The 20,291-nt window shown below is 49.4% G+C and carries 26 protein-coding genes and 1 tRNA gene; 26 read left to right on the top strand and 1 reads right to left on the bottom strand.

Annotation, left to right across the window (positions count from 1 at the left end):
• Positions 1–6: 6 nt before the first annotated feature.
• The 16 genes from rpsD to HYT76_09930 all read left to right on the top strand — a co-directional run bounded on the left by rpsD (position 7) and on the right by HYT76_09930 (position 11,037).
• Positions 7–636, top strand: coding sequence for a 30S ribosomal protein S4 (gene rpsD / locus HYT76_09855; protein MBI2083851.1), 630 nt, complete (start codon positions 7–9; stop codon positions 634–636).
• A gap of 15 nt (positions 637–651) precedes the next feature.
• Entirely contained in the window at positions 652–1,662 is a 1,011-nt protein-coding gene (locus HYT76_09860) for a DNA-directed RNA polymerase subunit alpha (GenBank protein MBI2083852.1), read from the top strand.
• 8 nt (positions 1,663–1,670) lie between these two features.
• Positions 1,671–2,240 carry a 50S ribosomal protein L17 gene (gene rplQ, locus HYT76_09865; GenBank protein MBI2083853.1) on the top strand — a complete coding sequence of 190 codons (570 nt, stop codon included), beginning with the start codon at positions 1,671–1,673 and terminating at the stop codon, positions 2,238–2,240.
• A gap of 23 nt (positions 2,241–2,263) precedes the next feature.
• Complete coding sequence (locus HYT76_09870; GenBank protein MBI2083854.1) at positions 2,264–2,737, top strand: TlpA family protein disulfide reductase; 474 nt, start codon at positions 2,264–2,266, stop codon at positions 2,735–2,737.
• Positions 2,694–3,533 (top strand): M48 family metallopeptidase, encoded by an 840-nt coding sequence (locus HYT76_09875; GenBank protein ID MBI2083855.1) that lies wholly within the window; start codon positions 2,694–2,696, stop codon positions 3,531–3,533. Before HYT76_09870 ends, HYT76_09875 begins: the two co-directional genes overlap by 44 nt.
• A 56-nt stretch (positions 3,534–3,589) precedes the next feature.
• A complete protein-coding gene (locus HYT76_09880; protein ID MBI2083856.1) occupies positions 3,590–4,033 on the top strand; it encodes a transcriptional repressor in 444 nt (147 codons plus the stop codon).
• Positions 4,026–5,114 (top strand): cupredoxin domain-containing protein, encoded by a 1,089-nt coding sequence (locus HYT76_09885; GenBank protein ID MBI2083857.1) that lies wholly within the window; start codon positions 4,026–4,028, stop codon positions 5,112–5,114. Before HYT76_09880 ends, HYT76_09885 begins: the two co-directional genes overlap by 8 nt.
• Before the next feature lie 21 nt (positions 5,115–5,135).
• The gene (locus HYT76_09890; protein ID MBI2083858.1) at positions 5,136–5,453 is read left to right on the top strand and encodes a hypothetical protein; all 318 of its coding nucleotides are present in this window, start codon (positions 5,136–5,138) and stop codon (positions 5,451–5,453) included.
• Between the two features lies 1 nt (position 5,454).
• Entirely contained in the window at positions 5,455–6,072 is a 618-nt protein-coding gene (locus HYT76_09895; GenBank protein ID MBI2083859.1) for a MotA/TolQ/ExbB proton channel family protein, read from the top strand.
• 1 nt (position 6,073) lies between these two features.
• Complete coding sequence (locus HYT76_09900) at positions 6,074–6,475, top strand: biopolymer transporter ExbD (GenBank protein ID MBI2083860.1); 402 nt, start codon at positions 6,074–6,076, stop codon at positions 6,473–6,475.
• A gap of 7 nt (positions 6,476–6,482) precedes the next feature.
• Complete coding sequence (locus tag HYT76_09905; protein ID MBI2083861.1) at positions 6,483–7,250, top strand: alpha/beta hydrolase; 768 nt, start codon at positions 6,483–6,485, stop codon at positions 7,248–7,250.
• A gap of 96 nt (positions 7,251–7,346) precedes the next feature.
• A complete protein-coding gene (locus HYT76_09910) occupies positions 7,347–8,516 on the top strand; it encodes a hypothetical protein (protein ID MBI2083862.1) in 1,170 nt (389 codons plus the stop codon).
• 20 nt (positions 8,517–8,536) lie between these two features.
• On the top strand, positions 8,537–9,052 hold the full coding sequence (locus HYT76_09915) for an FMN-binding protein (protein MBI2083863.1): 516 nt from the start codon (positions 8,537–8,539) through the stop codon (positions 9,050–9,052).
• Positions 9,039–9,515: a hypothetical protein gene (locus HYT76_09920; protein MBI2083864.1), complete on the top strand. Its 477-nt coding sequence runs from the start codon at positions 9,039–9,041 to the stop codon at positions 9,513–9,515. The genes HYT76_09915 and HYT76_09920 overlap by 14 nt, the downstream gene beginning before the upstream one ends.
• Positions 9,493–10,392 (top strand): FAD:protein FMN transferase, encoded by a 900-nt coding sequence (locus HYT76_09925; GenBank protein MBI2083865.1) that lies wholly within the window; start codon positions 9,493–9,495, stop codon positions 10,390–10,392. The genes HYT76_09920 and HYT76_09925 overlap by 23 nt, the downstream gene beginning before the upstream one ends.
• Before the next feature lie 60 nt (positions 10,393–10,452).
• A complete protein-coding gene (locus HYT76_09930) occupies positions 10,453–11,037 on the top strand; it encodes a NifU family protein (GenBank protein ID MBI2083866.1) in 585 nt (194 codons plus the stop codon).
• 80 nt (positions 11,038–11,117) lie between these two features.
• Here HYT76_09930 and HYT76_09935 read toward each other — a convergent pair whose 3' ends face one another.
• Positions 11,118–11,390: a hypothetical protein gene (locus HYT76_09935; protein ID MBI2083867.1), complete on the bottom strand. Its 273-nt coding sequence runs from the start codon at positions 11,388–11,390 to the stop codon at positions 11,118–11,120.
• Between the two features lie 188 nt (positions 11,391–11,578).
• Here HYT76_09935 and HYT76_09940 point away from each other — a divergent pair, with 188 nt between their 5' ends.
• The 10 genes from HYT76_09940 to HYT76_09985 all read left to right on the top strand — a co-directional run bounded on the left by HYT76_09940 (position 11,579) and on the right by HYT76_09985 (position 20,290).
• Entirely contained in the window at positions 11,579–12,511 is a 933-nt protein-coding gene (locus HYT76_09940) for a 2-dehydropantoate 2-reductase (GenBank protein ID MBI2083868.1), read from the top strand.
• 20 nt (positions 12,512–12,531) lie between these two features.
• A tRNA-Ala gene (locus HYT76_09945) sits at positions 12,532–12,604 on the top strand.
• Between the two features lie 45 nt (positions 12,605–12,649).
• On the top strand, positions 12,650–13,690 hold the full coding sequence (rlmN, locus tag HYT76_09950; GenBank protein ID MBI2083869.1) for a 23S rRNA (adenine(2503)-C(2))-methyltransferase RlmN: 1,041 nt from the start codon (positions 12,650–12,652) through the stop codon (positions 13,688–13,690).
• A gap of 34 nt (positions 13,691–13,724) precedes the next feature.
• Complete coding sequence (gene mtnP / locus HYT76_09955) at positions 13,725–14,585, top strand: S-methyl-5'-thioadenosine phosphorylase (GenBank protein ID MBI2083870.1); 861 nt, start codon at positions 13,725–13,727, stop codon at positions 14,583–14,585.
• Positions 14,586–14,587: 2 nt separating this feature from the next.
• On the top strand, positions 14,588–15,505 hold the full coding sequence (locus HYT76_09960; GenBank protein ID MBI2083871.1) for a sugar kinase: 918 nt from the start codon (positions 14,588–14,590) through the stop codon (positions 15,503–15,505).
• 4 nt (positions 15,506–15,509) lie between these two features.
• The gene (locus HYT76_09965; GenBank protein ID MBI2083872.1) at positions 15,510–15,872 is read left to right on the top strand and encodes a helix-turn-helix domain-containing protein; all 363 of its coding nucleotides are present in this window, start codon (positions 15,510–15,512) and stop codon (positions 15,870–15,872) included.
• On the top strand, positions 15,872–16,531 hold the full coding sequence (gene recO / locus HYT76_09970; protein ID MBI2083873.1) for a DNA repair protein RecO: 660 nt from the start codon (positions 15,872–15,874) through the stop codon (positions 16,529–16,531). The genes HYT76_09965 and recO overlap by 1 nt, the downstream gene beginning before the upstream one ends.
• Positions 16,510–18,144: an AarF/ABC1/UbiB kinase family protein gene (locus HYT76_09975; GenBank protein ID MBI2083874.1), complete on the top strand. Its 1,635-nt coding sequence runs from the start codon at positions 16,510–16,512 to the stop codon at positions 18,142–18,144. The genes recO and HYT76_09975 overlap by 22 nt, the downstream gene beginning before the upstream one ends.
• A 6-nt stretch (positions 18,145–18,150) precedes the next feature.
• Positions 18,151–18,948, top strand: coding sequence for a TonB C-terminal domain-containing protein (locus tag HYT76_09980; GenBank protein ID MBI2083875.1), 798 nt, complete (start codon positions 18,151–18,153; stop codon positions 18,946–18,948).
• Positions 18,949–18,994: 46 nt separating this feature from the next.
• Positions 18,995–20,290 (top strand): hypothetical protein, encoded by a 1,296-nt coding sequence (locus HYT76_09985; protein MBI2083876.1) that lies wholly within the window; start codon positions 18,995–18,997, stop codon positions 20,288–20,290.
• Position 20,291 lies beyond the last annotated feature (1 nt).

Here is a 20,291-nt window from a genome sequence, read left to right on the forward strand (position 1 = left end):
AGATAAATGGCAAGATATCTGGATTCAGCATGTCGGGTTTGTCGTCGAGAAGGGCTTAAGCTTTTTTTGAAGGGACAGCGTTGCTACACCGATAAGTGTGCGATTGAGCGCCGGGAATATGCCCCTGGTCAGCATGGACAGCGGCGGCGTGGCAAGCCATCGGAATATGGGGCCCAACTACGTGAAAAACAAAAGGTGCGCCGTCTCTATGGATTGTTGGAGGGTCAATTTCGTAATACCTTTTACAAGGCCTCTCGTTTGAAGGGGATTACAGGCGAAAACCTGCTTTTCTTGCTGGAAAAACGATTGGACAACATGGTTTACCGGATCGGTTTTTGTAGTTCGCGGAATGAGGCGAGGCAGTTTGTTCAGCATGGACATTTTCTTGTCAACGGGAAGAAAGTGACGATCCCTTCCTATCAGGTGAAGGCGGGGGATGAGATCATGTTGAGGGAGAAGAGTCGCCAGATTCCTCAAGTGGTCGCCTCACTCGAGTCGATTGAGCGACGAGGGATTCCCTCATGGCTTGAAATGGATAAGGGAAAGTTTGTGGGACGAGTGAAGAGTTTGCCTTCTCGAGAAGAGTTAACGCTTCCGATGCAGGAGCAATTGATAGTCGAGTTATATTCTAAATAGATTTAAGGAGGTCACATGTACCGAAATTGGAGAAACCTGATTAAACCAAAACTTCTTGAATTTGAAAAGGAGACGGGAACGCCCACTTATGGTCGTTTTATTGCGCGCCCCTTAGAGAGAGGTTTTGGTCAAACTTTAGGAAATACCCTTCGAAGGATCCTGCTTTCCTCTCTCCAGGGTGCTGCTATCACGAATGTCCGGATCGACGGTGTTTTACATGAGTTTGGAACAATTCCTGGTGTTGTGGAAGATGTGACTGACATTCTCCTGAACCTGAAACAGGTGCGACTCAAATTGCACTCTGGTGATCAGGATACGATTCATCTCGAGGTTAAAGGAGAAAAGCAGGTCAAGGCAGGGGATATCACGACCGGTGAGAATGTGGCGATTTTGAATCCCGATCTTCATCTGGCGACTCTGAACAATGACGGTCGTCTCAAAATGGAGATGGTGGTCAAGCTGAACAAGGGATATCTGCCGGGCGATCGAAACAAATCGGAAAAAGACCCTATTGGGATGATTGCGGTCGATTCCATTCATTCCCCTGTGACGAAAGTCAATTATATGGTGACGAATGCCCGTGTTGGTCAGATGACAGACTATGATCGTTTGAGCATGGAGATTTGGACAGATGGATCTGTTTCGCCGTCAGATGCGTTGGCCTTTTCGGCAAAGATCCTCAAGGAACAGCTCCAGATTTTTATCAATTTTGAAGAGATTCCGGAACCTGTGATCGAGGAGATGGCAGAGCAGAAGCCTTCCTTTAACGAAAACCTGAATCGACGCGTTGATGAATTGGAACTCTCTGTACGATCCGCCAATTGTCTTGAAAATGCCAATATTCGTTATATCGGCGAACTTTGTCAGAAGACTGAGGCCGAAATGCTGAAGACGAAGAATTTTGGTCGTAAGTCTCTGAATGAAATTAAAGAGATCCTTGCTGAAATGGGACTGGGTCTTGGAATGAAGCTTGAGGGATGGGGTCTTCCCAAGGAAGAAGAAAAACCGAAGGAAGAGATTGAATAAAGGATTCTATGAGGCATCTGGTCGATCATCGAAAACTCGGTCGGACGGCGGCTCATCGCAGGGCGCTTTTTCGCAATATGGTCACCTCTCTTATTTTGAATGAGAGAGTTGAGACGACTCTCGCAAAAGCGAAAGAGCTTCGAGGTCTAGCCGATCGGATGATCACCTGGGGCAAGCAGGGGGATCTGGCGGCGCGGCGTCAGGCAGCGAGGGCGCTGACCTCTTCTGTTGCGCTCCAGAAACTTTTTGATGGTCTTGCGGGTCGTTTTAAGGATCGGCAGGGTGGCTATACCCGCTTGATGCATCTCGGTTTTAGACGGGGAGATGGGGCCCCGATGGCGTTGCTCGAATATCTGGGGTATGAGCTTCCGAAGGTCGAGAAAGGGAAAGAGAAGAAAAAAGAGGAGAAGAAGGCAAAGATTGAGAAGAAGATCGAGAAAAAAGCGGCTGAAAAGGAAGTCAAGGCGGAATCTGCTCCGAAGGAGAAGAAGATTAAAGAAAAAGTGGAGAAGGAAAAGGGAGAAAAGAAGGGATGGGGAATCTTCCGTCGCAAGGGGCAGAAAAAGGAAGGATCATAAAGCTTAGGTTTGTCTTTATCATTGTGGCCATCGTCCTGGTGGTCTATTTTCTGGTGATTCTGGAAGAACGAGGGGGGCTTCAAAAAGGGGATCTTGTCCCTCATTTTTCCCTCCCCTCCATGAAGAACTCCGTGAGCCTTCAGGAATATAGGGGCAAGCTGGTCCTGCTTAATTTTTGGGCTACCTGGTGTCCTCCTTGTCTTGCAGAGATGCCTTCTCTGGATCGGCTGAATGAGAGGATCGGAGACGGTTTTGAGGTCATTGCCATTGGTGTGGATGACACGTGGAGCTCGATTCAGCAATTTTTAAAAATGACTCCCTTGACGCTCGTTATCCTTCTGGACCAGAAGGGGGAGGTTGCAGAGAAATATGGTGTGACTCATCTGCCGATAAGTTATTTGATTGATCGTGAGGGGACTGTTCTCAAAAAGTATGTGGGACCCCGCGTTTGGGATGATCCGGAAATTATTTCTGAAATTAAAGAACATCTCCGTTAGGAGAGTTATCTTACTCCTGATTTGTCTCTTCTTCTTTTCCTGTGCCAAAGACGCTGTGACCGGCAAGAAGACCTATAATTGGTATGGTTTGAATGATGATATCAAGTTAGGGCAGCAGGTCATTCATCAACAACTTCGTGCCCTGAAAAAAAAGAAAAAGGCGATCGACGAGGAGGCCGATCCGGAGATGACGAGGCTCATCCGGGAAATAACCGGAAAGATCGCTGCGATTTCTCACTTCCCCAATTTTCCTTACGAGACCCATTATGCCGATCTGGATATTGTGAATGCCTGGTGTGCCCCTGGAGGGAAGGTGATGGTCTATAGCGGTCTTTTTAATCCTAAGGAAGGGTTGGTGACGCGATCGGAAAAAGACGAGCTTGCTGCTGTCCTGGGGCATGAGATCGCCCATGCCACTGCGAGGCATGTGACAGAGTCTCTGAGTCGTAATATGAGTCTTGCGGTCATCGGCCAGGCTGCAGCGATCGCTGTTGGGACCACAGGAAGCGGTATTGTTCAGGATCTTTTTCAAAAAGTGATTTCCAAGGGGATCGATGTTTTTATCCCTGCCTACAGTCGCAAGAGTGAGTCTGAGGCGGATCAGATCGGTCTCTTTTATATGGCAAAGGCCGGATACAATCCAAAAGCAGCGGTGGATCTGTGGTACCGGGCCTGTAAGAGGCGGGGCGACAAGACGAGTCTTTTTGCCAGCCACCCCGGTTCCTGCGAGAGGGCCAAAAACCTCGAAAAGCTGCTCCCTCAAGCGATGGAAGAATATCAGAAGCTTGCTCATTAAACGACAATTGACAAGCCCCCTGTTTGCCCGTAAGCGATATTGAAATTCATTTTCATATGGAATCCAAGATCGAAAACTACCGCCGCTATTTGAGAGACCATGGTCTCAAGTCGACCAAGCAACGAGACCTGATTGTCGCCGAGTTTTTTCAAAAACATCAGCATCTGACTGTCGAGGAGCTTTTAGGGCTTGTTCGAAAAAAAGATGCAACGGTTGGCTATGCGACTGTTTATCGGACCTTGAAATTACTGACAGAGTCTGGTTTGGCCTTCAAGAGGGAGTTTGGGGGAGGGAAGGCGAAATTTGAGCATTTGACAGACAGGCATCATGATCACCTCATTTGTGTGCGGTGCGGGGATATCATTGAGTTTGAGAATCATCGGATCGAGGAACTTCAGAAAAAGGTCTGCAAAAATTATCGTTTTCAGTTAATTCATCATAAAATGGAGCTCTACGGTTTTTGTCAGAGATGTCGACAGCGAGGACAAAGAGATGCTTGATATCGATCTGGGAACAATTCTTTTTGGAGGGGCTATTGCTGGCTTCACGATTTATCTCGGACTCCCGATTGTTTTTTTAAGGGTATCGGATCGTCTTCGTCTTTTCTTAAGTGCTGCGTCTGTTGGGATTCTCCTCTATCTCTTTGTCGAGATCTCCTATCATGTCATCGAACAGATTGAATCGGCGATGAAGCTGACTATTCTAGGTTACCGCTCTGTATCTGATGTCGTCTCTCTGGTTCTTATTTTTGTCGCCGGTTTTGCGTTGTCTCTCTTGAGTCTCCTTGGGTTCGAGGCGTTTGTGATTCGGCAGAATGGAGGTCAGCCAAAGTCGCCAACTCATTTGGCCCTGATGATCGCTGTTGGCATTGGTCTTCATAACTTTAGCGAAGGGCTTGTGATTGGTCAGCAGTTTGCCAGTGGCGCCTTGTCGCTGGGTTATCTTCTCGTTATCGGATTTGCCCTTCACAATGCGACGGAAGGTTTTGGGATCGCCGGTCCTTTGTCGAATCATCGTCCTTCAGTTTTGTTTGTGATACTTCTTGGTCTTATCGGAGGTGGGCCTACTTTTCTGGGTACCTTTGTGGGGAGTCAGTGGACCTCTGAGCCGGTTGAGACTCTCTTTCTTTCCCTTGCGGCAGGGGCGATTCTCTATATCGTGGGTGAATTGATTCATCTTGGGAAGCTTAAAGGGGCCCATATGACCGCCACGATGGGGCTCCTGGTCGGTTTTTTCCTCGCCTTTGGGTCTGATTTAGTCATTGAGGGGGCAACAACCGTTGGCTTCTTAAAAGAGGCAGATCAAAAGGAGATCCAGATGCATGCGGGGGACTATTTTTTTGAACCACGAGAAATTCATCTAAAAACGGGGGAGGCGACAAAAATTCTTATTGAAAATCGTGGTGAAGTTGAGCATGAGATAGAGATCCTTGGGATGGGTGAAGAGATCGAGCAGGTGATTCCGTGGCAGGGGAAAGGGGTGGTTCTGCTCTATCCGCGTCATGCAGGGCGGTATCCCTTTATCTGTGATATGCCGGGTCATCTGGCTCAGGGGATGCGCGGAACGCTCGTCGTAGAATAGGGGGAAGAGAGGAGACGGGTTGTGGCTACTGGTTGGTTGGAGCTGCCCATTTTGTTGCGAAAGTGGTTAGCCTCTCAAATAGCACCAGAGGAAATTCAGACAAGGAAGTCGGAACGAGACGTCGCGTCTCATTTTAACTCCGAGTTTTTTGAAGAACGAGTGCGCCCAGGCCATTCAATCCTGCTGGGTAAATTCCAGATCGGCAATGAAATTATTCAGGTAACCCACTCTCAGTGGGAAGGTGACTCTTATCTCATGAGTCTCCAGCAACGTAAGGAAATTCTGCGTATGACTGTTCTTGAAAGGATTAAGAAAGCCCCCACAGTTGGCTCAGCCTAATATGTTTGAAAAACTGATTTATTTCTTCCAAGTCAGCGGCTGGACCATGTATGGGATCGCCATTTGTTCTATCCTCGCCTTGGCAGTTTTTCTCGAGCGACTGTGGAGCCTTCGCTCCAGTCAAATCATTCCGAAGGGGCTCTCAGTTGAGCTGGAGGATTTTGTTCGCAGGAATCAGCTTCCCGAGGCGATTACTCTTTGTAAAAAGGTTGATTCCCCTCTCGCAAGGATCATTCAGACAGGACTCGAGAATGCCGGAAAAAGTCGAGAGCAGATCAAGGAGATCGTCAGTGAGGTCGGTCAGAGAGAAACCAACCATCTCGAACGTTATCTCCCTGTCCTGAACACAACAATTTCTGTCGCTCCGATGCTTGGATTTTTGGGGACGGTTTTGGGGATGGTCCAGCTTTTTACGAGTGTTGCTGAGATTGGAGAGGTGACCAATATCGGGATGATCGCCGATGGGATTTATAAGGCCCTTTACACAACGATTGCCGGACTGACTGTGGCTATTCCAGCGACGATTTTTTATCGGTTTCTTATGTCAAGAATCGATCGTCTCATTTTCGCGATGGAAGAGGTTTCATTGAAGATCGTTGATTTAATCAAGCAGGAGTGAGATGGCCTTCCGCCGGTTTCGCAAAAATGAAGAAGAGGGGATTAACACGACACCTCTTGTTGACGTGATGTTCAACCTCCTCATTTTTATTATTATCACCGCTCAGTACAGCAATATCCAGTCGCTCAAGGTGAATCTACCCAAGGCCCAGTCGGGAACCGGTTTGGAAAAGACAGAACAGATTGTCCTGACACTGACACGTGACGAAAAGATCTACTTGAACGACAAGCCAGTTATTGTGGAAACATTGAAGGAGCAGCTTCAACCCTTTGCCAAAAAGGAAGACCAGCCTCGTGTCATTCTTCAGGCGGATGAAGGTTCCACCACCGGCGGGCTTGTTCGTCTCATGGATATCGCCTCTCAAGTGGGCCTGAAAAAAATCTCAATCGAAACAAGGAAATAGTTTTGTCGTGGAAATCCTCCTCTTTGAGAATCTCTTCCTACGCACTTCAAAAGTAAGAAAGGCGACTGCTGATCTCTGGTTTATTCATGGCTTTGGGGAATCGGGACTCAGTTTTCGCGAGGCCTTTTCTTCGCCACTAGCGCGAAGATTCAATCTGTTTGTTCCTGATTTTCCAGGGTTCGGTGTGAGCCCTTATCAAAAAAAGTTTTCCACTCTACCAGCGGTCACCGAACTTTTTGCAAGGGTCATCAAAAAATTTTCAAGAAAGAGACCGATCTGTCTTGTCGCCCATTCGCTCGGGGGTGTGATTGGAACCTGGATTTGTGAGAGGCTCCATTCGCAGGTTGTCGGGTATATCAGTGTTGAAGGAAATCTGACGAGATCCGATACCTTCTTTAGTGGATTGGCGGCGAAGGCGGCATCACCGGAGAAATTTTACCACGATTTTTTGAGGGAAATTTACCGAAGGTCTGGAGACGATGAGTCGCTTCAGAGATATTTCGCAAGCCTCCGGTTTTCTGATCCACGGGGCTTGGTGGGATGGGGGAGGTCCGGGGTCAAGGCAACAGGAGATAATCTCTCTGGCAGGGAATTTGCGGCCCTTCGGTGCCCAAAGATTTACTTTTGGGGGAATCAAAGCGCCCCTCAGGAGTCGGTTGATTTTTTAAAGGCTTATTCCCTGGCCAATCGCTGTTTCAAAGGATCCGGCCACTGGCCGATGATTGATCAATCGAGAGAGTTTTACGAATCAGTTACAGAATTTTTATCGCGTTGATCAAATAAAATTATTGACACCTCTCTCTCCTCCAGTTATCCAATCGTGACTTTAAATGAAAATGATTTTCAAAATCAGTTTCGATAAGGAGGGGCTATGAAAAGAATAAGGATATCGTGCGCCTTTATGGGGCTTATGGGGTTCTTGTTTTTGTTTGAGACAGCCTCCAACGCTGTGCCTAAGGTGGAGCTGGCAGAAGAAGAGGTGGCGGCAGGGGAAGGGCATCCTACAAGTCGCTGGGACCGGTTTCATCTCTTTGGCTATGGTGAGCTTCACTACAATAATCGGATCGGGTCAGTCGATGATGATATCGATTTTCATCGGATGGTTTTGGGGTTCGGATATGATTTTACCGAGAAATGGAATTTCAGGACGGAGCTTGACTTCGAGCATGCCTTTACGGAACCGGAGCTTGAATTCGCTTATGTCGATTACCTTCACCGGCCGGGACTGAATCTTAGGGCAGGGAGTATCCTTGTGCCTATGGGGGTGATTAACCAGCATCACGAGCCACCGCTTTTCTACAGCGTGGAGAGACCTGAGGTTTATCGAGTCTTGATCCCGACGACATGGCAGGAGGGGGGCGCGGGGCTCTACGGTAGCCTTGGCGATTTTCATTACGAACTGTATGGCCTCTCAAGTCTCAATGCGACCGGATTTACCGGAAGTACCGGTCTTCGAGGGGGCAGGGGTCATGTCGGAGAGGCGCCTGGTCGCGATTTCGGCGGGGCGGGTCGACTCGAGTATCGAGGATTGCCCGGTTTTCGTTTGGGCAGTTCCCTCTTCACAGCGAATACCGGTCAGGGGAATGCAACGATTGATGGCGGTTTTCTGGCCCTTATGGAAGGGGATGCGAAGTATAGCGTCGAAGGATTCGACCTGGACGGAATTTTTGTCTACAGCCATCTTTCTGATGCGGGATTGATTAATACCGTTCGCGTCGCCACCGACGCCACTTTTACCAATTTCGTGGCGACTGAGATGATCGGTTGGTATGCGGAAGCGGCGTACCATCTCTTCTATCATCTATGGCCAGAGACAAAACAGGACCTGGTTCTCTTTAGCCGATTCGAAGATTTTAACACCCAGCGCAGCATGCCGTCCGGTTTTGCGGCCAATCCGGCGAATGACCGCAATACCTGGACCTCCGGCATCTCGTACCTGCCGATTCCGCAGGTCGCCTTGAAGGCTGATTACATGGCGAATTGGAACGCCGTCAACGGCGGTACGGATCAGTTTAATCTTGGCGTCGGGTTCATGTATTGATATGCGATCCTATATCACTAATGCCTTTTATTTCATCCTTTATTCTCATCTTTCTCCTGACAGGAAATCTCTCGGCGCAGACCGTTTACCTCAAGCCCGAAGAGGCGTTGAGGCTTCACTTTAAGGATTCAGCGGAAGTGACTCCCGATAAAAAGATTCTTTTGGAATCGCAAACAGTCGATTTCAAAAAAAAGACCGGACAGGCACCACCTAAAACCGATTGGATTTTTTATGTTGCGAAGAGCGGTAAAAATGTTGACGGCTATGCCTTGATTGATAACGAAATCGGCAAAACAGAGCCGATCACATTCATGACTGTTTTTTCCCCGAAGGGGGAGGTGATCGCGGTCGAGGTCCTTGTCTATCGCGAGTCGGTTGGGAGCGAGGTTCGTCAGAAAAGTTTTTTAAAACAATTTTTGAAAAAGGGTGCTAGAGACGTGAAGCCGATCACGGGGGCGACACTCTCTTCCCGGGCGTTGGTGAAGGGAGTGAAAAGGGGAGAAGTGCTTTGGAAGATTTTTTATGGAAAAAATTAGACTGTCAGCCCTTCCTATTTCAGTCAAGATTCTGATCACCTGTTTTGTGATGGCGATCGGTGTCGGTTATTCCATCTCCATCCTGCAGGTCCGGGCAAGGACCCACCTTGATCGAGGAGAGACGGTCAGGCATTTCCGTGGCTCGGAGCAAAATCCGGAGGTTTATCTCCCACAGAGTACCGGCACGATGGTAGCGATCGCCCATGTCCACAGCTTTAGCCAACCGGTTGTAGTGGGGCTCCTGGCGTTTCTCTTTCTTTTCACCCCCCTTTCCGAAGGGTATAAGACAAGCTGGATCTTGATTTCCTTTGCAGGCAGTTTGACGAATATCCTTTCCCCCTGGTTCATTCGCGATATCTCACCCCATGCTGTTTATCTTCTCTATCTTTCCGGAGGGGCAATGCTTGTATCATTTCTCGTGATGGCTCTTTCTATTATTCATGAAACTTGGAAAAAAGCCTAGGCTCCTTATTTTCTTTACGCTTTGCCTCTCTGGTTGTTCTCTGACACAAGTTTTTTCCCGTACTCAAATGCTGATGGGGGATGTGCCGGTATCGATTCAGATTCGGGCCCCGTTTTACCAAAAAGAGAAGGCGTTTGAGGCGATGGAGGAGGCCTACAAGGTTGCGAGGGGGTTGGAGACGGAATTGAGCGAATTCAAGATCGTGAGTGATACCTCCCGGCTCAATAACGGCAAGGCGGGTGAGACGATTCCGGTTGGGGCGGCACTTTTCAATCTTCTTAAAACTGCGGAAAAGATTTCGAGAGAGACGAACGGGGCGTTTGACGTCACCTACGCCTCTCCGAGAGGAATCTCATTTCATGATCTGGAAATTAAGGATTCAGGACGAATGGTTTATTTAAAAAAGAGCGGAATCAAAATTGGCGTTTCCGGTATCGCCAAGGGTTACATCGTTGATCAAATGAGTGATTCTCTCATCCAACAGGGGTTCAAGGATCACCTCGTCAATGCCGGAGGAGATCTGGGGGCCCACGGGGTTTGGGAGGTAGGAATTCGCGATCCCCGTCGTGAGGGTTTCTCACTCTGCACGATGACCTTGGAGGATCAATCCGCTTCGACCTCAGGTCTTTATGAAAGGGGAGAGCATATTATGGATCCCCGAACAAAAAAGAGGGTGAAGCGAAACGATCTCCTGAGTGCAACCGTCATCGGCCCTTCCACGCTCGAGACCGATCCCCTCGCGACGGCGGCGTTTGTCCTTTCTTCACCTGAAATCGAGGAGCTTTTTTCACAGTCATCTCAAATCGCTCTGTTTCTCGTGGGTGCCGATAAAAAGGTAAGGAAGATTGGTCTTTCGTCGCTGGAATGTCAGCCCTGAGAAAGTCGCTTGATTCCGCCCTCTCTTCCTCCTACACTGTTTTTCAAAAGGAGCGACACGATGCTTAAAATCACAGAAAAGGCACAAGAGAAGATTCGATTTTATTTGAAAGATAGAGATCCGATGCAGTGGGGGGTTCGCATCAAATCGGCAGGGGGAGGTTTTGGTTTTGCCCTCGAGGAATTTAAGGTTTCTTCACCGAGTGATCAGGTGATCGATGCCGATGGGATCAAGGTTATTGCCGATCGGACATTTGCGGGGAAACTTCAGGAGGCGGTCGTTGATTTTGTGGAAACAAATGCCGCTAGTGGTTTCAAGGTGACCCTTCCAGAGGTTCCACGCCAGAACACGACTGGCTTCTCCGGACCTGATTTCTCGAACCCACAGGTCAAAAAGGTCCACGAAATCTTGATGAATGATATCAACCCGGCGATCGCCTCCCACGGGGGGATGGCACGATTAGTCGACGTGAAGGATAATGTCGTTTATCTCCAGTTTGGTGGTGGTTGTCATGGCTGCGGGATGGTCGATGTGACGCTGAAGCAGGGGATCGAGAAACGGATCAAGGAACTCATGCCGGATATCGTTGCCGTGGTTGATGAGACCGATCATGCTAAAGGGACCGACCCGTATTTTCACGCTTAAAGAGTTTCAAAAATAAAAAGGGGCTGCAGCCGAATGCAGCCCCTTTTGTTATTCTGTTTTACGAATCTAGCCTCTTCTTATTATTTCTTGGACATGTAGGACAGTACGAATAGTGAGAAGGCAACAAGGACGATCCAGCTTGCCCCTGATGTATCATGCATGAACTGCCTATAGTAGTTCATGATCGTTGTGATCCATCCGAGCTTGCCGGTCAGGAAGTCAATCAGCAAGCCGATCATGGCGACCGGTTTTGCGAGCTTCCAGACCTTGTTGGCCGCATCGAAGAGGAGATCGTATACGTGGGCGATCAGCTCCTTGATTGGGCTGAAGATCGGTTCTAATACCCTTTCCATGCCCCCTCCTTTCGGGGATTTTTTAATAATCCCCATTGGTTAATAACCGCCGTCATTATACCCTTGAATTTAATGATTTTTTCGACACAAAGCGTTAAGTCGTTGAAATATAATGGTAAAAAAAACAGTTTCGTGCTGGACAGGACGCTCTTTTCATTCGTCCAAAAAGAAGGTAGGGGGGTAAGCCTATGAAAGTCCTGCTTGTCGGTCCTGGGGCGATTGGGGGGTATTATGCCGCGAAATTAGTCCGTTCAGGGGCCGATCTTACCATTTTGGCGAGGGGTAAGACCTTTCGGGCGATTCAGATGAAGGGTCTCTTGATTAAAAGCTATGAGGGGAATTTTCGTGTTCGACCCAAGGTGATTGACGGTTTTAGACGTCCCACCCCCTTTGACCTCATTATTATTTGTGTGAAGTCCTACGATACTGAAGGGGTCTTAAAAAAGATCAGACCAGCGGTTGGAAACAAGACGGTCATCCTCTCGCTTCAGAATGGGGTCGATAATGAAGAAAAAATCGCGAAGGCGTTTGGAAGGCGAAAGGTTTTGGGGGGAGTCTCGTTTATTTCGTCGGAGGTTTTGAGGCCGGGCGTCATCCGCCATACCGGTCGAGGGACGATCACGATCGGGGAGTTGGATTACAAGAAAACAAAGCGGCTGCAGGCAATCGCGAAGATTTTTCTCAAGGCAGGTATTCCGACGATCCTTTCGCTCCAGATCCAGAGGGACCTCTGGCAGAAGTTTGTCTGGAATGTCGGTTTCAATCAGGTCTGTACGATTCTTCGCTTGTCTCCGGGGGATGTCGTCTCGAATGAGGCTGGGGTCGCGCTTGTTCGGGGGGCGATGGAAGAGGTGATTGCGGTCGCTCGGAAAAGGGGGATTTCTATTTCTCGAAAAGTCATATTGAATCATCTGCATTGGTCCCGTACCGCGAAGAGTCGCTATACCCCGACCTCGATGGAACAGGATTTTTATAAGGGGAGGAATATGGAGTATGAGGCGTTTGCTGGGACGGTGGTGAGAGAGGGGAAACGGTTAAGAGTCCCGACACCAGTAAACGAAGTCATTTATCGAATCTTGAAATTTCTTTCTGAAAGACGCTTGAAGAGTCAGAATGCTTGAGGTATGAAAGGCGGCTTCACGGGGACGTAGCTCAGCTGGGAGAGCGCTTGCATGGCATGCAAGAGGTCGGGGGTTCGATCCCCCCCGTCTCCACATCCCCTCTTGCAATCCTCTGAGACGTTGATCTAAGAAGCCGGTATGCGCCAAAATATCCTTGATCTCTCCCGGGATCAGCTTTCCCAGTGGTGCGAGGAGAAAGGTCTCAAAAAGTACATCTCAGGGCAGGTTTATCAGTGGCTTTATTCGAAGAAGGCGCCGTCATTCGAAGAGATGACAGATTTGGCGATTCCGATGCGGGCCCTTTTTGCCGAGTATTTTGAGATCGGTCGTCTTGAGGTCGGTGCAAGACATCACTCCGCTGTCGATCGTTCGACTAAATTTCTCTACAGGCTTCACGATACTAATTCTGTTGAGGCTGTCCTGATGCCCCAAAAAAACAGAACGACACTCTGTCTCTCATCTCAGGTCGGGTGTGCGATGGGATGCAAGTTTTGCAAGACGGCGGAGATGAAACTTGTCAGAAACTTAACTCCGGGGGAGATATTGGGGCAGATCCTCGAGACGCAAAGACAGCTCCCTCCAGAAGAGAGGATTTCTAACATAGTCCTGATGGGGATGGGAGAGCCGCTCCATAATTATGATTCTGTGATTCAGGCGATCCGGATCATGACAGATCCGAAAGGGCTCGGGATTTCACAGAGGAAGGTCACACTCTCTACCGTCGGCCTGGCGCCTGAGATCGAAAGGTTTGGAAAGGATACTGGGGTCAAACTCGCACTCTCGCTGAATGCGACCACCGAAGAGGGGAGAGGGGATTTGATGCCGGTGACGCGTAAATATTCTCTCGAGCGTGTCCTTGAAGCGTGTAAGGTTTATACAAAAGATCAACCCAATCGGCGTGTGACCTTTGAATATGTGATGTTGGCAGGGATCAACGACTCACTCGACGACGCGAAGAGACTCTCCCAGATAGGTTCTCATCTCCCCTGCAAGATAAATCTGATCCCATACAACGAATACCCCTCGTCACCTTATAAACGTCCGACTGAGGAGAAAGTACGTGCCTTCTTTACGTATCTCGCTGATCGGCACTTTCAGGTAAATATCCGGTACTCGAAGGGACTCGATGTGAATGGTGCGTGCGGGCAGTTGTGTGTCTCAACCTCTTCTCCTCATTGACTTTTCTTTTCCAATAGATACAAACACATAACCTATGCTCGAAAAACTGATTGGAATTATCGGTGGCAGTGGTCTCTACGAGATGGAGGGGCTCAAGGTCCTCGAGGAGAAGAGGCTTGAGACGCCGTTTGGGGCCCCTTCGGATGCCTATATCATGGGGGTTCTCGAGGGGAAGAAGGTCGTCTTTCTGCCACGACATGGGCGAGGGCATCGAGTCTCTCCCTCCGAACTTAATTTCAGGGCGAATATCTGGGGGCTGAAGAAGCTTGGGTGTGAGTGGATCATCGGTGTCTCTGCGGTCGGAAGTTTGAAGGAGAAGATCCGGCCGGGGGATATGGTGATCATCGATCAGTTTGTGGATCGGACGAAGGGGCGCGCCTCGACGTTTTTTACCGATGGGGTTGTCGCCCATGTCACCTTTGCCGATCCGCTCTGTCCGGCGCTTCGCAAGCAGCTCATCGATTCTGGGAAAAAGGTGGGTGCGACTGTGCATGAAGGAGGGGCCTACCTCTGCATGGAGGGACCCCAGTTTTCAACCCGTGCTGAATCGAATCTCTATCGCGAGTGGGGGATGGATGTAATCGGGATGACCAATCTTCAGGAGGCAAAGCTGGCGCGTGAGGCAGAAATCTGCTATGCGACGATTGCCCTTTCGACAGACTATGATTGTTGGCATGAACATCATGAAGATGTGACGATCGAGGCGGTTTTGGATGTTTTGAAGAAAAATGTTGAAACAGCGAAACGCATGATTCGGGAAACGGTTGTCCAACTCCCTGAGAGCCGTACCTGTCCCTGTGAAAGTGCGATGAAAAATGCAATCCTCACCGATCGCAAGTTGATTCCCGAAAAAACTCGGGAGCGGCTGAAGGTGATTGCCGGAAAGTATCTCTGATTATGGGAACGATTCTTGTGGTTGGAACAGTCGCGATTGATTCTATCGAGACCCCCTTTGGCAAGGAAGACGAGGTGCTTGGTGGTTCGGCGACCCATTTTGCTGCCGCTGCGAGTTTTTTGGCTCCCGTAAGGCTTGTCGGGATTGTCGGTGAAGATTTCCCATTAGACGATCTCAAATTCCTGAAGGCGAGGAAGGTTGACCTTTCAGGACTCAAGGTCGGCCGGGGAAAATCATTCCGATGGGCTGGTCGTTACAGCTACGACATGAATCGACGCGACACCCTCCGGACAGAGCTCGGGGTTATTGAGAATTATTCTCCAGAAATTCCGGCGGAGTGGAAAAATCCGGACCACCTTTTCCTGGGAAATATTGATCCAAAATTTCAGATGAAGGTTCTGGAGGAGGCTGGTCGCCCCAAGAAGATTTATATTGATACGATGAATCTCTGGATAGAGACCCAAAGAAAATGGGTGGAGGAGGTCCTCGCGAAGGCCCACCTTGTCGTCATCAATGAAGAAGAGGCACGCCAGTTAACAAAAGAAACCTCTCTTGTGAAGGCGGCAAAACAGATTGGATCCTGGGGACCTGTGGCGATTGTGATCAAGCGAGGAGAATACGGGGCGCTGCTTTTTTACAAGGGGGAGATCTTTTCGGCCCCCGGTCTTCCGTTAGAAGAGGTCAAGGATCCTACAGGGGCAGGCGATACCTTTGCTGGAGGTCTGGTCGGTTATCTTGCGATGTCTGACCAGTTTGATTTTGAGCATTTGAAAAAAGGGGTGATTATCGGAAGTGCGATGGCTTCTTTTAATGTGGAGGATTTTGGACCGAATCGTCTGAAAGATCTTGAAATCGGAGAGATTCAAGGGAGAATAGCGGAGTTTCAGAAACTGGGATCATTTGGGAAGATCGAGATCTAAGAATATGGAAAATGAAACGCTGGGACAATTTTTGAGGAGAGAACGGGAGTTTCGAGGGCTGACCCTCGAGGATATTTCTCAGCAGACAAAGATCAGTATCCGATTCTTGAAGTGTATAGAGGCCGATCTTTGGAATGATCTCCCTGAGGGGGCCTTTATCAGGGGGTTTTTGAGATGCACTGCGCAGGCGATCGGGGTTCCCCGGGAAGAGGTAATGCGACGCTTCGAGTCTCTGCAGCCGAAAGAGTCCTCGCTTGAGAACCCTTTTCGGAAGTTTCGTGGGATTGAAGTCAAAAACCAGTTTTTTATCTTTCTTGTCTTTGCGATTGTTGTGATCTTGCTTGCAGCGTATCTGTCTTCGAGATAATGGAAGGAACCTTAGCTATCGTCTTGAAAGTCATCCCACGTGGTGAGGATGATCTCCTCTGTGATTTCCTGACAGAAAAAAAGGGGCGTCTCTGGGCATTGGCCCGTTCGGCACGTAAAAGTCGCAAGCGATTCGGATCGACACTTACCGCCTTGAACATTGTCACGGTCGATCTGGTGGAAAAGGCGAATTCTTCGCTACTTTTTTTGCAAGAATCGAATGTCTCTCTTCCGCTGACTCATCTTCAGGAGGAGCTGGAACGATTGGGGTGTGCCTTTTATCTTGTTGAGGCAATCCGGGGAATGACGCCGGAACACTCCCCGGAACCCCAGAAGTTTCACCTGCTCCTGGAATCCCTTCAAAAATTGAATAGAGGAGAAGGCCCACCCGATGTTCGGAAGTTTTTTGAGCGGTCTCTGCTCAAAATTTCAGGGTTTGAACCGCACCTTTCCAGTTGTCTCAAGTGCGGGGCAAAAGAAGAGAAGCGTTATTTTGTTTTTAAAGAGGGGGGGGTTTATTGCCATCGGTGTCTTCCTGCACGAGAGAGGTTTGAGGTTGTGTCTAAAGGGCGGGAAGAACGTATCTTTACTCTCTTTCTTGAATACTGTATGGGTAAGTCTTTCAAATCAAAGGTCTTATGCCCACTCCCCGCTTTTTAAGGGCCTACTGGCTCTTTTTGGTTGTTCTCACCTCCTACCTCCTGGTTTGGGTCAAAAAGAGGATTCTCGGTGAGGGATGGATGAAACCCCGCATATCGGAGATCCACCGCCGTAATGCGCGTCGGATCGAAAGGACGATCCTCGATCTGAAGGGGCTTTTCATCAAGGTCGGACAGATGCTCTCGATCATGAGCAATTTCCTTCCAGACGAGCTTCGAAGTGGCCTGGAGGGGCTTCAGGATGCGGTTCCGCCCCACCCCTATCCGGCGATCGAAAAGAGATTCCTTCAGGAATTTTCGAAGCGGCCCCTCGATCTTTTCCGAAGTTTTGAAGAAAAACCGATCGCCTCGGCATCTCTTGGTCAGGTGCATGTCGCTTATCTGGCCGATGGGACGAAGGTTGCCGTGAAGGTACAATATCCAGAGATCGAAAAGATCGTTCGGTCCGATCTAAAAACCTTAAAGAGGATCTTTGGCCTGCTTCATCTCTTCTTTCCCGCTTACGGTCTCAGACAAGTTTATGCGGAGATCGCTCAGGTGATTCAACAGGAGCTCGACTATCAGTATGAGGCGAAGAATCTTGAGGCGATCCGGAAAAATTTTGAGAAGGAAGAGGATTTTCTCTTCCCCGATATTTTTTGGGATCTTTCCACAAAGAGGATCCTGACCCTTCGATTCATGGAAGGGATTAAAGTCTCCGCTGTTGACGAATTGAAGGCACAGAAGATCGATCCGACAACCATTGCGACAAAAATCATCCACGCCTATTGCAAACAGATTTTTCTGGACGGTGTTTATCACGCTGACCCTCATCCGGGGAATCTCCTTGTTCAGGACAACGGTAAAATCATCCTGGTTGACTTCGGGGCGATCGCGACCGTCTCTGAGCCGATGCGAAAGGGGATGGCCCGTTTTGCGGAGGGGTTGATCAAGCGGGACACCCGGATCCTTGCCGATGCGATGCGGCAGATGGGTTTTGTGGCGAGGGAAGAGGGGATGGAGCCTTTCGAAGGGTTGATCGATTATTTTTATGGCAAGCTTTCCAATCTCAAGATCGAGAGCTTCAAGGACCTGAATGTCTCCGGCATCCAGAGCCTCGAGGAAATTCTGGAGCTCAAAAAACTTAAGATCAATTTCAAGGATTTGATGGGTTCCTTCCATGTCCCGAAGGATTGGGTTCTCCTGGAGAGAACGATGCTTCTTGTCTTCGGGCTCTCGAGCCATCTCGATCCTAAATTAAATCCGATGGAGATTGTGCTGCCTTATGTCGAGCGGTTTGTGCTTCAGGACAAACCGATTTCGGAGGTCGTCGTCTCTCTGACGAAAGAGGTCGCCCTTTCCTATCTCCAGCTCCCTCGGGAGATTCACCGATCACTGCAACGTCTGCATGCCGGTGAGCTTTCTTTCAAAAGTCCTGAATTGAAGGCCCAGACACAGAAGATCTATCTCCTGGGGCATCAGATCCTTTATGGGCTTCTCTTTTTAGGGGGGCTCTTTTTGGGGCTTCGGTTTGAAGAGGTTGGCTTTGTTGCCGAATCGCGGTATGCTTACGGCGGTGGCGGTTTGTTTGGTTTTGTCTTGCTTTTGTCGCTCATCAAAAACCGCCGGGGTTAGAAAAAAATGAATCAGCCCAATGATCGTAGAATTACAATCGCGATTCTTTTTTCGCTCCTGCTCCACCTTTTGCTTCTCTACTTTTTCACGCACCCCTTGACGCTCTCGAAGGTCGCTTCGGAGGAGTTGGAGGTTTTCCTCGAGAAGAAGCAAATCGCCGACATCTCCCCGCCGGAGAAGGAGAAACGACCGGAGAAGGCACGATTTCTGGGGCTCTATGATTCGCAGGTGGAGGAAGAGCAGGTCGCTTCAACACCCTACACCGCTCCTTCGGGCCGTCGGATTGTGACCGATTCAGAGGGGAGGGACCTGCCAAAGAAGGATCAGGAAGGGGAAGGGGCTCAATATGCGGCCAAGACACCTGATACGGGGGTTATGGAACAGGAAGGGGAAGAGGACCTGGGAACGGTCCTCCCCGAGGATTTTTTCCCGAATATCAGGGTCGGAGAGCGTACCTATTTGAATGTTTTGCGTTATCCCAAGATCGGTTATTTTGTCCGGATAAAGAAGATCTTCAAACTGACCTGGGATCCCCGCCCCGCTTTGAGCCAGTATTTTTTTGCTAATCAGATTGTCTCGGCGAATGTGCAGGCAACCGTTTGTTTTCAGATTGATCGGAAGGGGAATCTGAGGCGTGCCTTTGTCTGCCGTTCCTCAGGGCTTCCCCTTTACGACGAAGAGGCGATCCGTGTTGTTCGGGATTCGGCCCCTTTTGAGACCCCTCCACGGGAACTTCTGAAAATGGATGGGAATAATGATGGGGTCCTGGACATCAGCTGGGGTTTTATTGTTTACCAATCCTAAAAAAATTCAACACAGGCCTGAAAATTAGTGATATACTGAGGCCGTTTTGAAGCGACTCCTTTTGATCTCTTTCCTGTTTCTTTCCCCGTCTGTGCAAGCCGAGACCTGTATCTCAACCATCGCCGGTAAATCGACCCTTGGTTTTTCAGGGGATGGAGGACTGGCCCAGGAGGCGGAGCTTTTTATGCCGATGGGGCTCGCGATCGATAAAGAGGGGAATCTGCTCGTGGCGGATCATCTGAATCACCGGATTCGGAGGATCGAGCCGAATGGGATGATCTCTTCGATCGCGGGACGAAATAGTGATCCTACTAAACCCCAGGAGCGATTTTCAGGGGATGGAGGTCCTGCCTCAGAGGCGCTTCTTTGGGGGCCGATGGGTCTTGTGGCGGATAACGATAGGAATCTCTTCTTCGTCGACAGCTTGAATAATCGTATCCGTCAGATTCGATCCGATGGGGTGATACAGACAATAGATTTGTCGGCTGTTCATCCGATGGGGCTTGCCAGAGATCAGAGCGGGGCCCTCTATTTTTCAGAAATGGGACTTCGGGATGAAATGCCTCTTTTTCAGAAACTTGTTGAGAAAGAAGGGGAGGGATGGACCGCAACCCCTCTGGCTGGGGGTCAGAGAAAGGGGTTTTCAGGGGATGGGGGTCTTGCCGTATCGGCACAATTCAATGTCTATAATGACGGCGCCCTCGGGCTTGCGGTTGACCCGGAGGGGAATCTTTATATTGCAGATACCAATAATCACCGAATTCGTCGTGTCGGGGTCGATGGGATGGTGACGACAATTGCCGGGACGGGGGTCGCTGGTTTTTCCGGGGATGGGGGGTCGCCGACTCTCGCACAATTGAATCGTCCCACCGGCCTGGCTTTTGATTCAGAAGGAGATTTATTCGTCGCCGATTCCTGGAACGCCCGAATCCGCAAGATTACCTTTAAGCCAGAACCGATGATTGCCACCTATGTCGGAAGTGGTGAGGTGGGGATCGGAAGCCAGACGATTGAGAAAATCACGATTGAGTACCCGATGGGGGGTGGTTTTGGTGGGGATGGGGGATCAGCCGATCAGGCAAAATTAATGCTCCCGACCGGGATTGGTTTTGATTCAGAGGACACATTATACATTGCGGACTACTCACGCATCCGGAAGGTGACACGCGCAAAGGATTGTGCGCATGGGATTGGAAGTGGTGCCGGCACGCCTCCCTCTTCCGGAGAGATCATCAATATTTTTTCCCAAAAAGGTTCCCCTTCTTCCTTTAAGGAGGGAACGTCTGAAGAGACGGGCAAATCGAAGCCTCCTCGCGCCTCCGGTGGATGTATGAAGAAATAGA

This window comes from Deltaproteobacteria bacterium (assembly GCA_016180845.1).
Classification (GTDB): domain Bacteria; phylum UBA10199; class UBA10199; order JACPAL01; family JACPAL01; genus JACPAK01.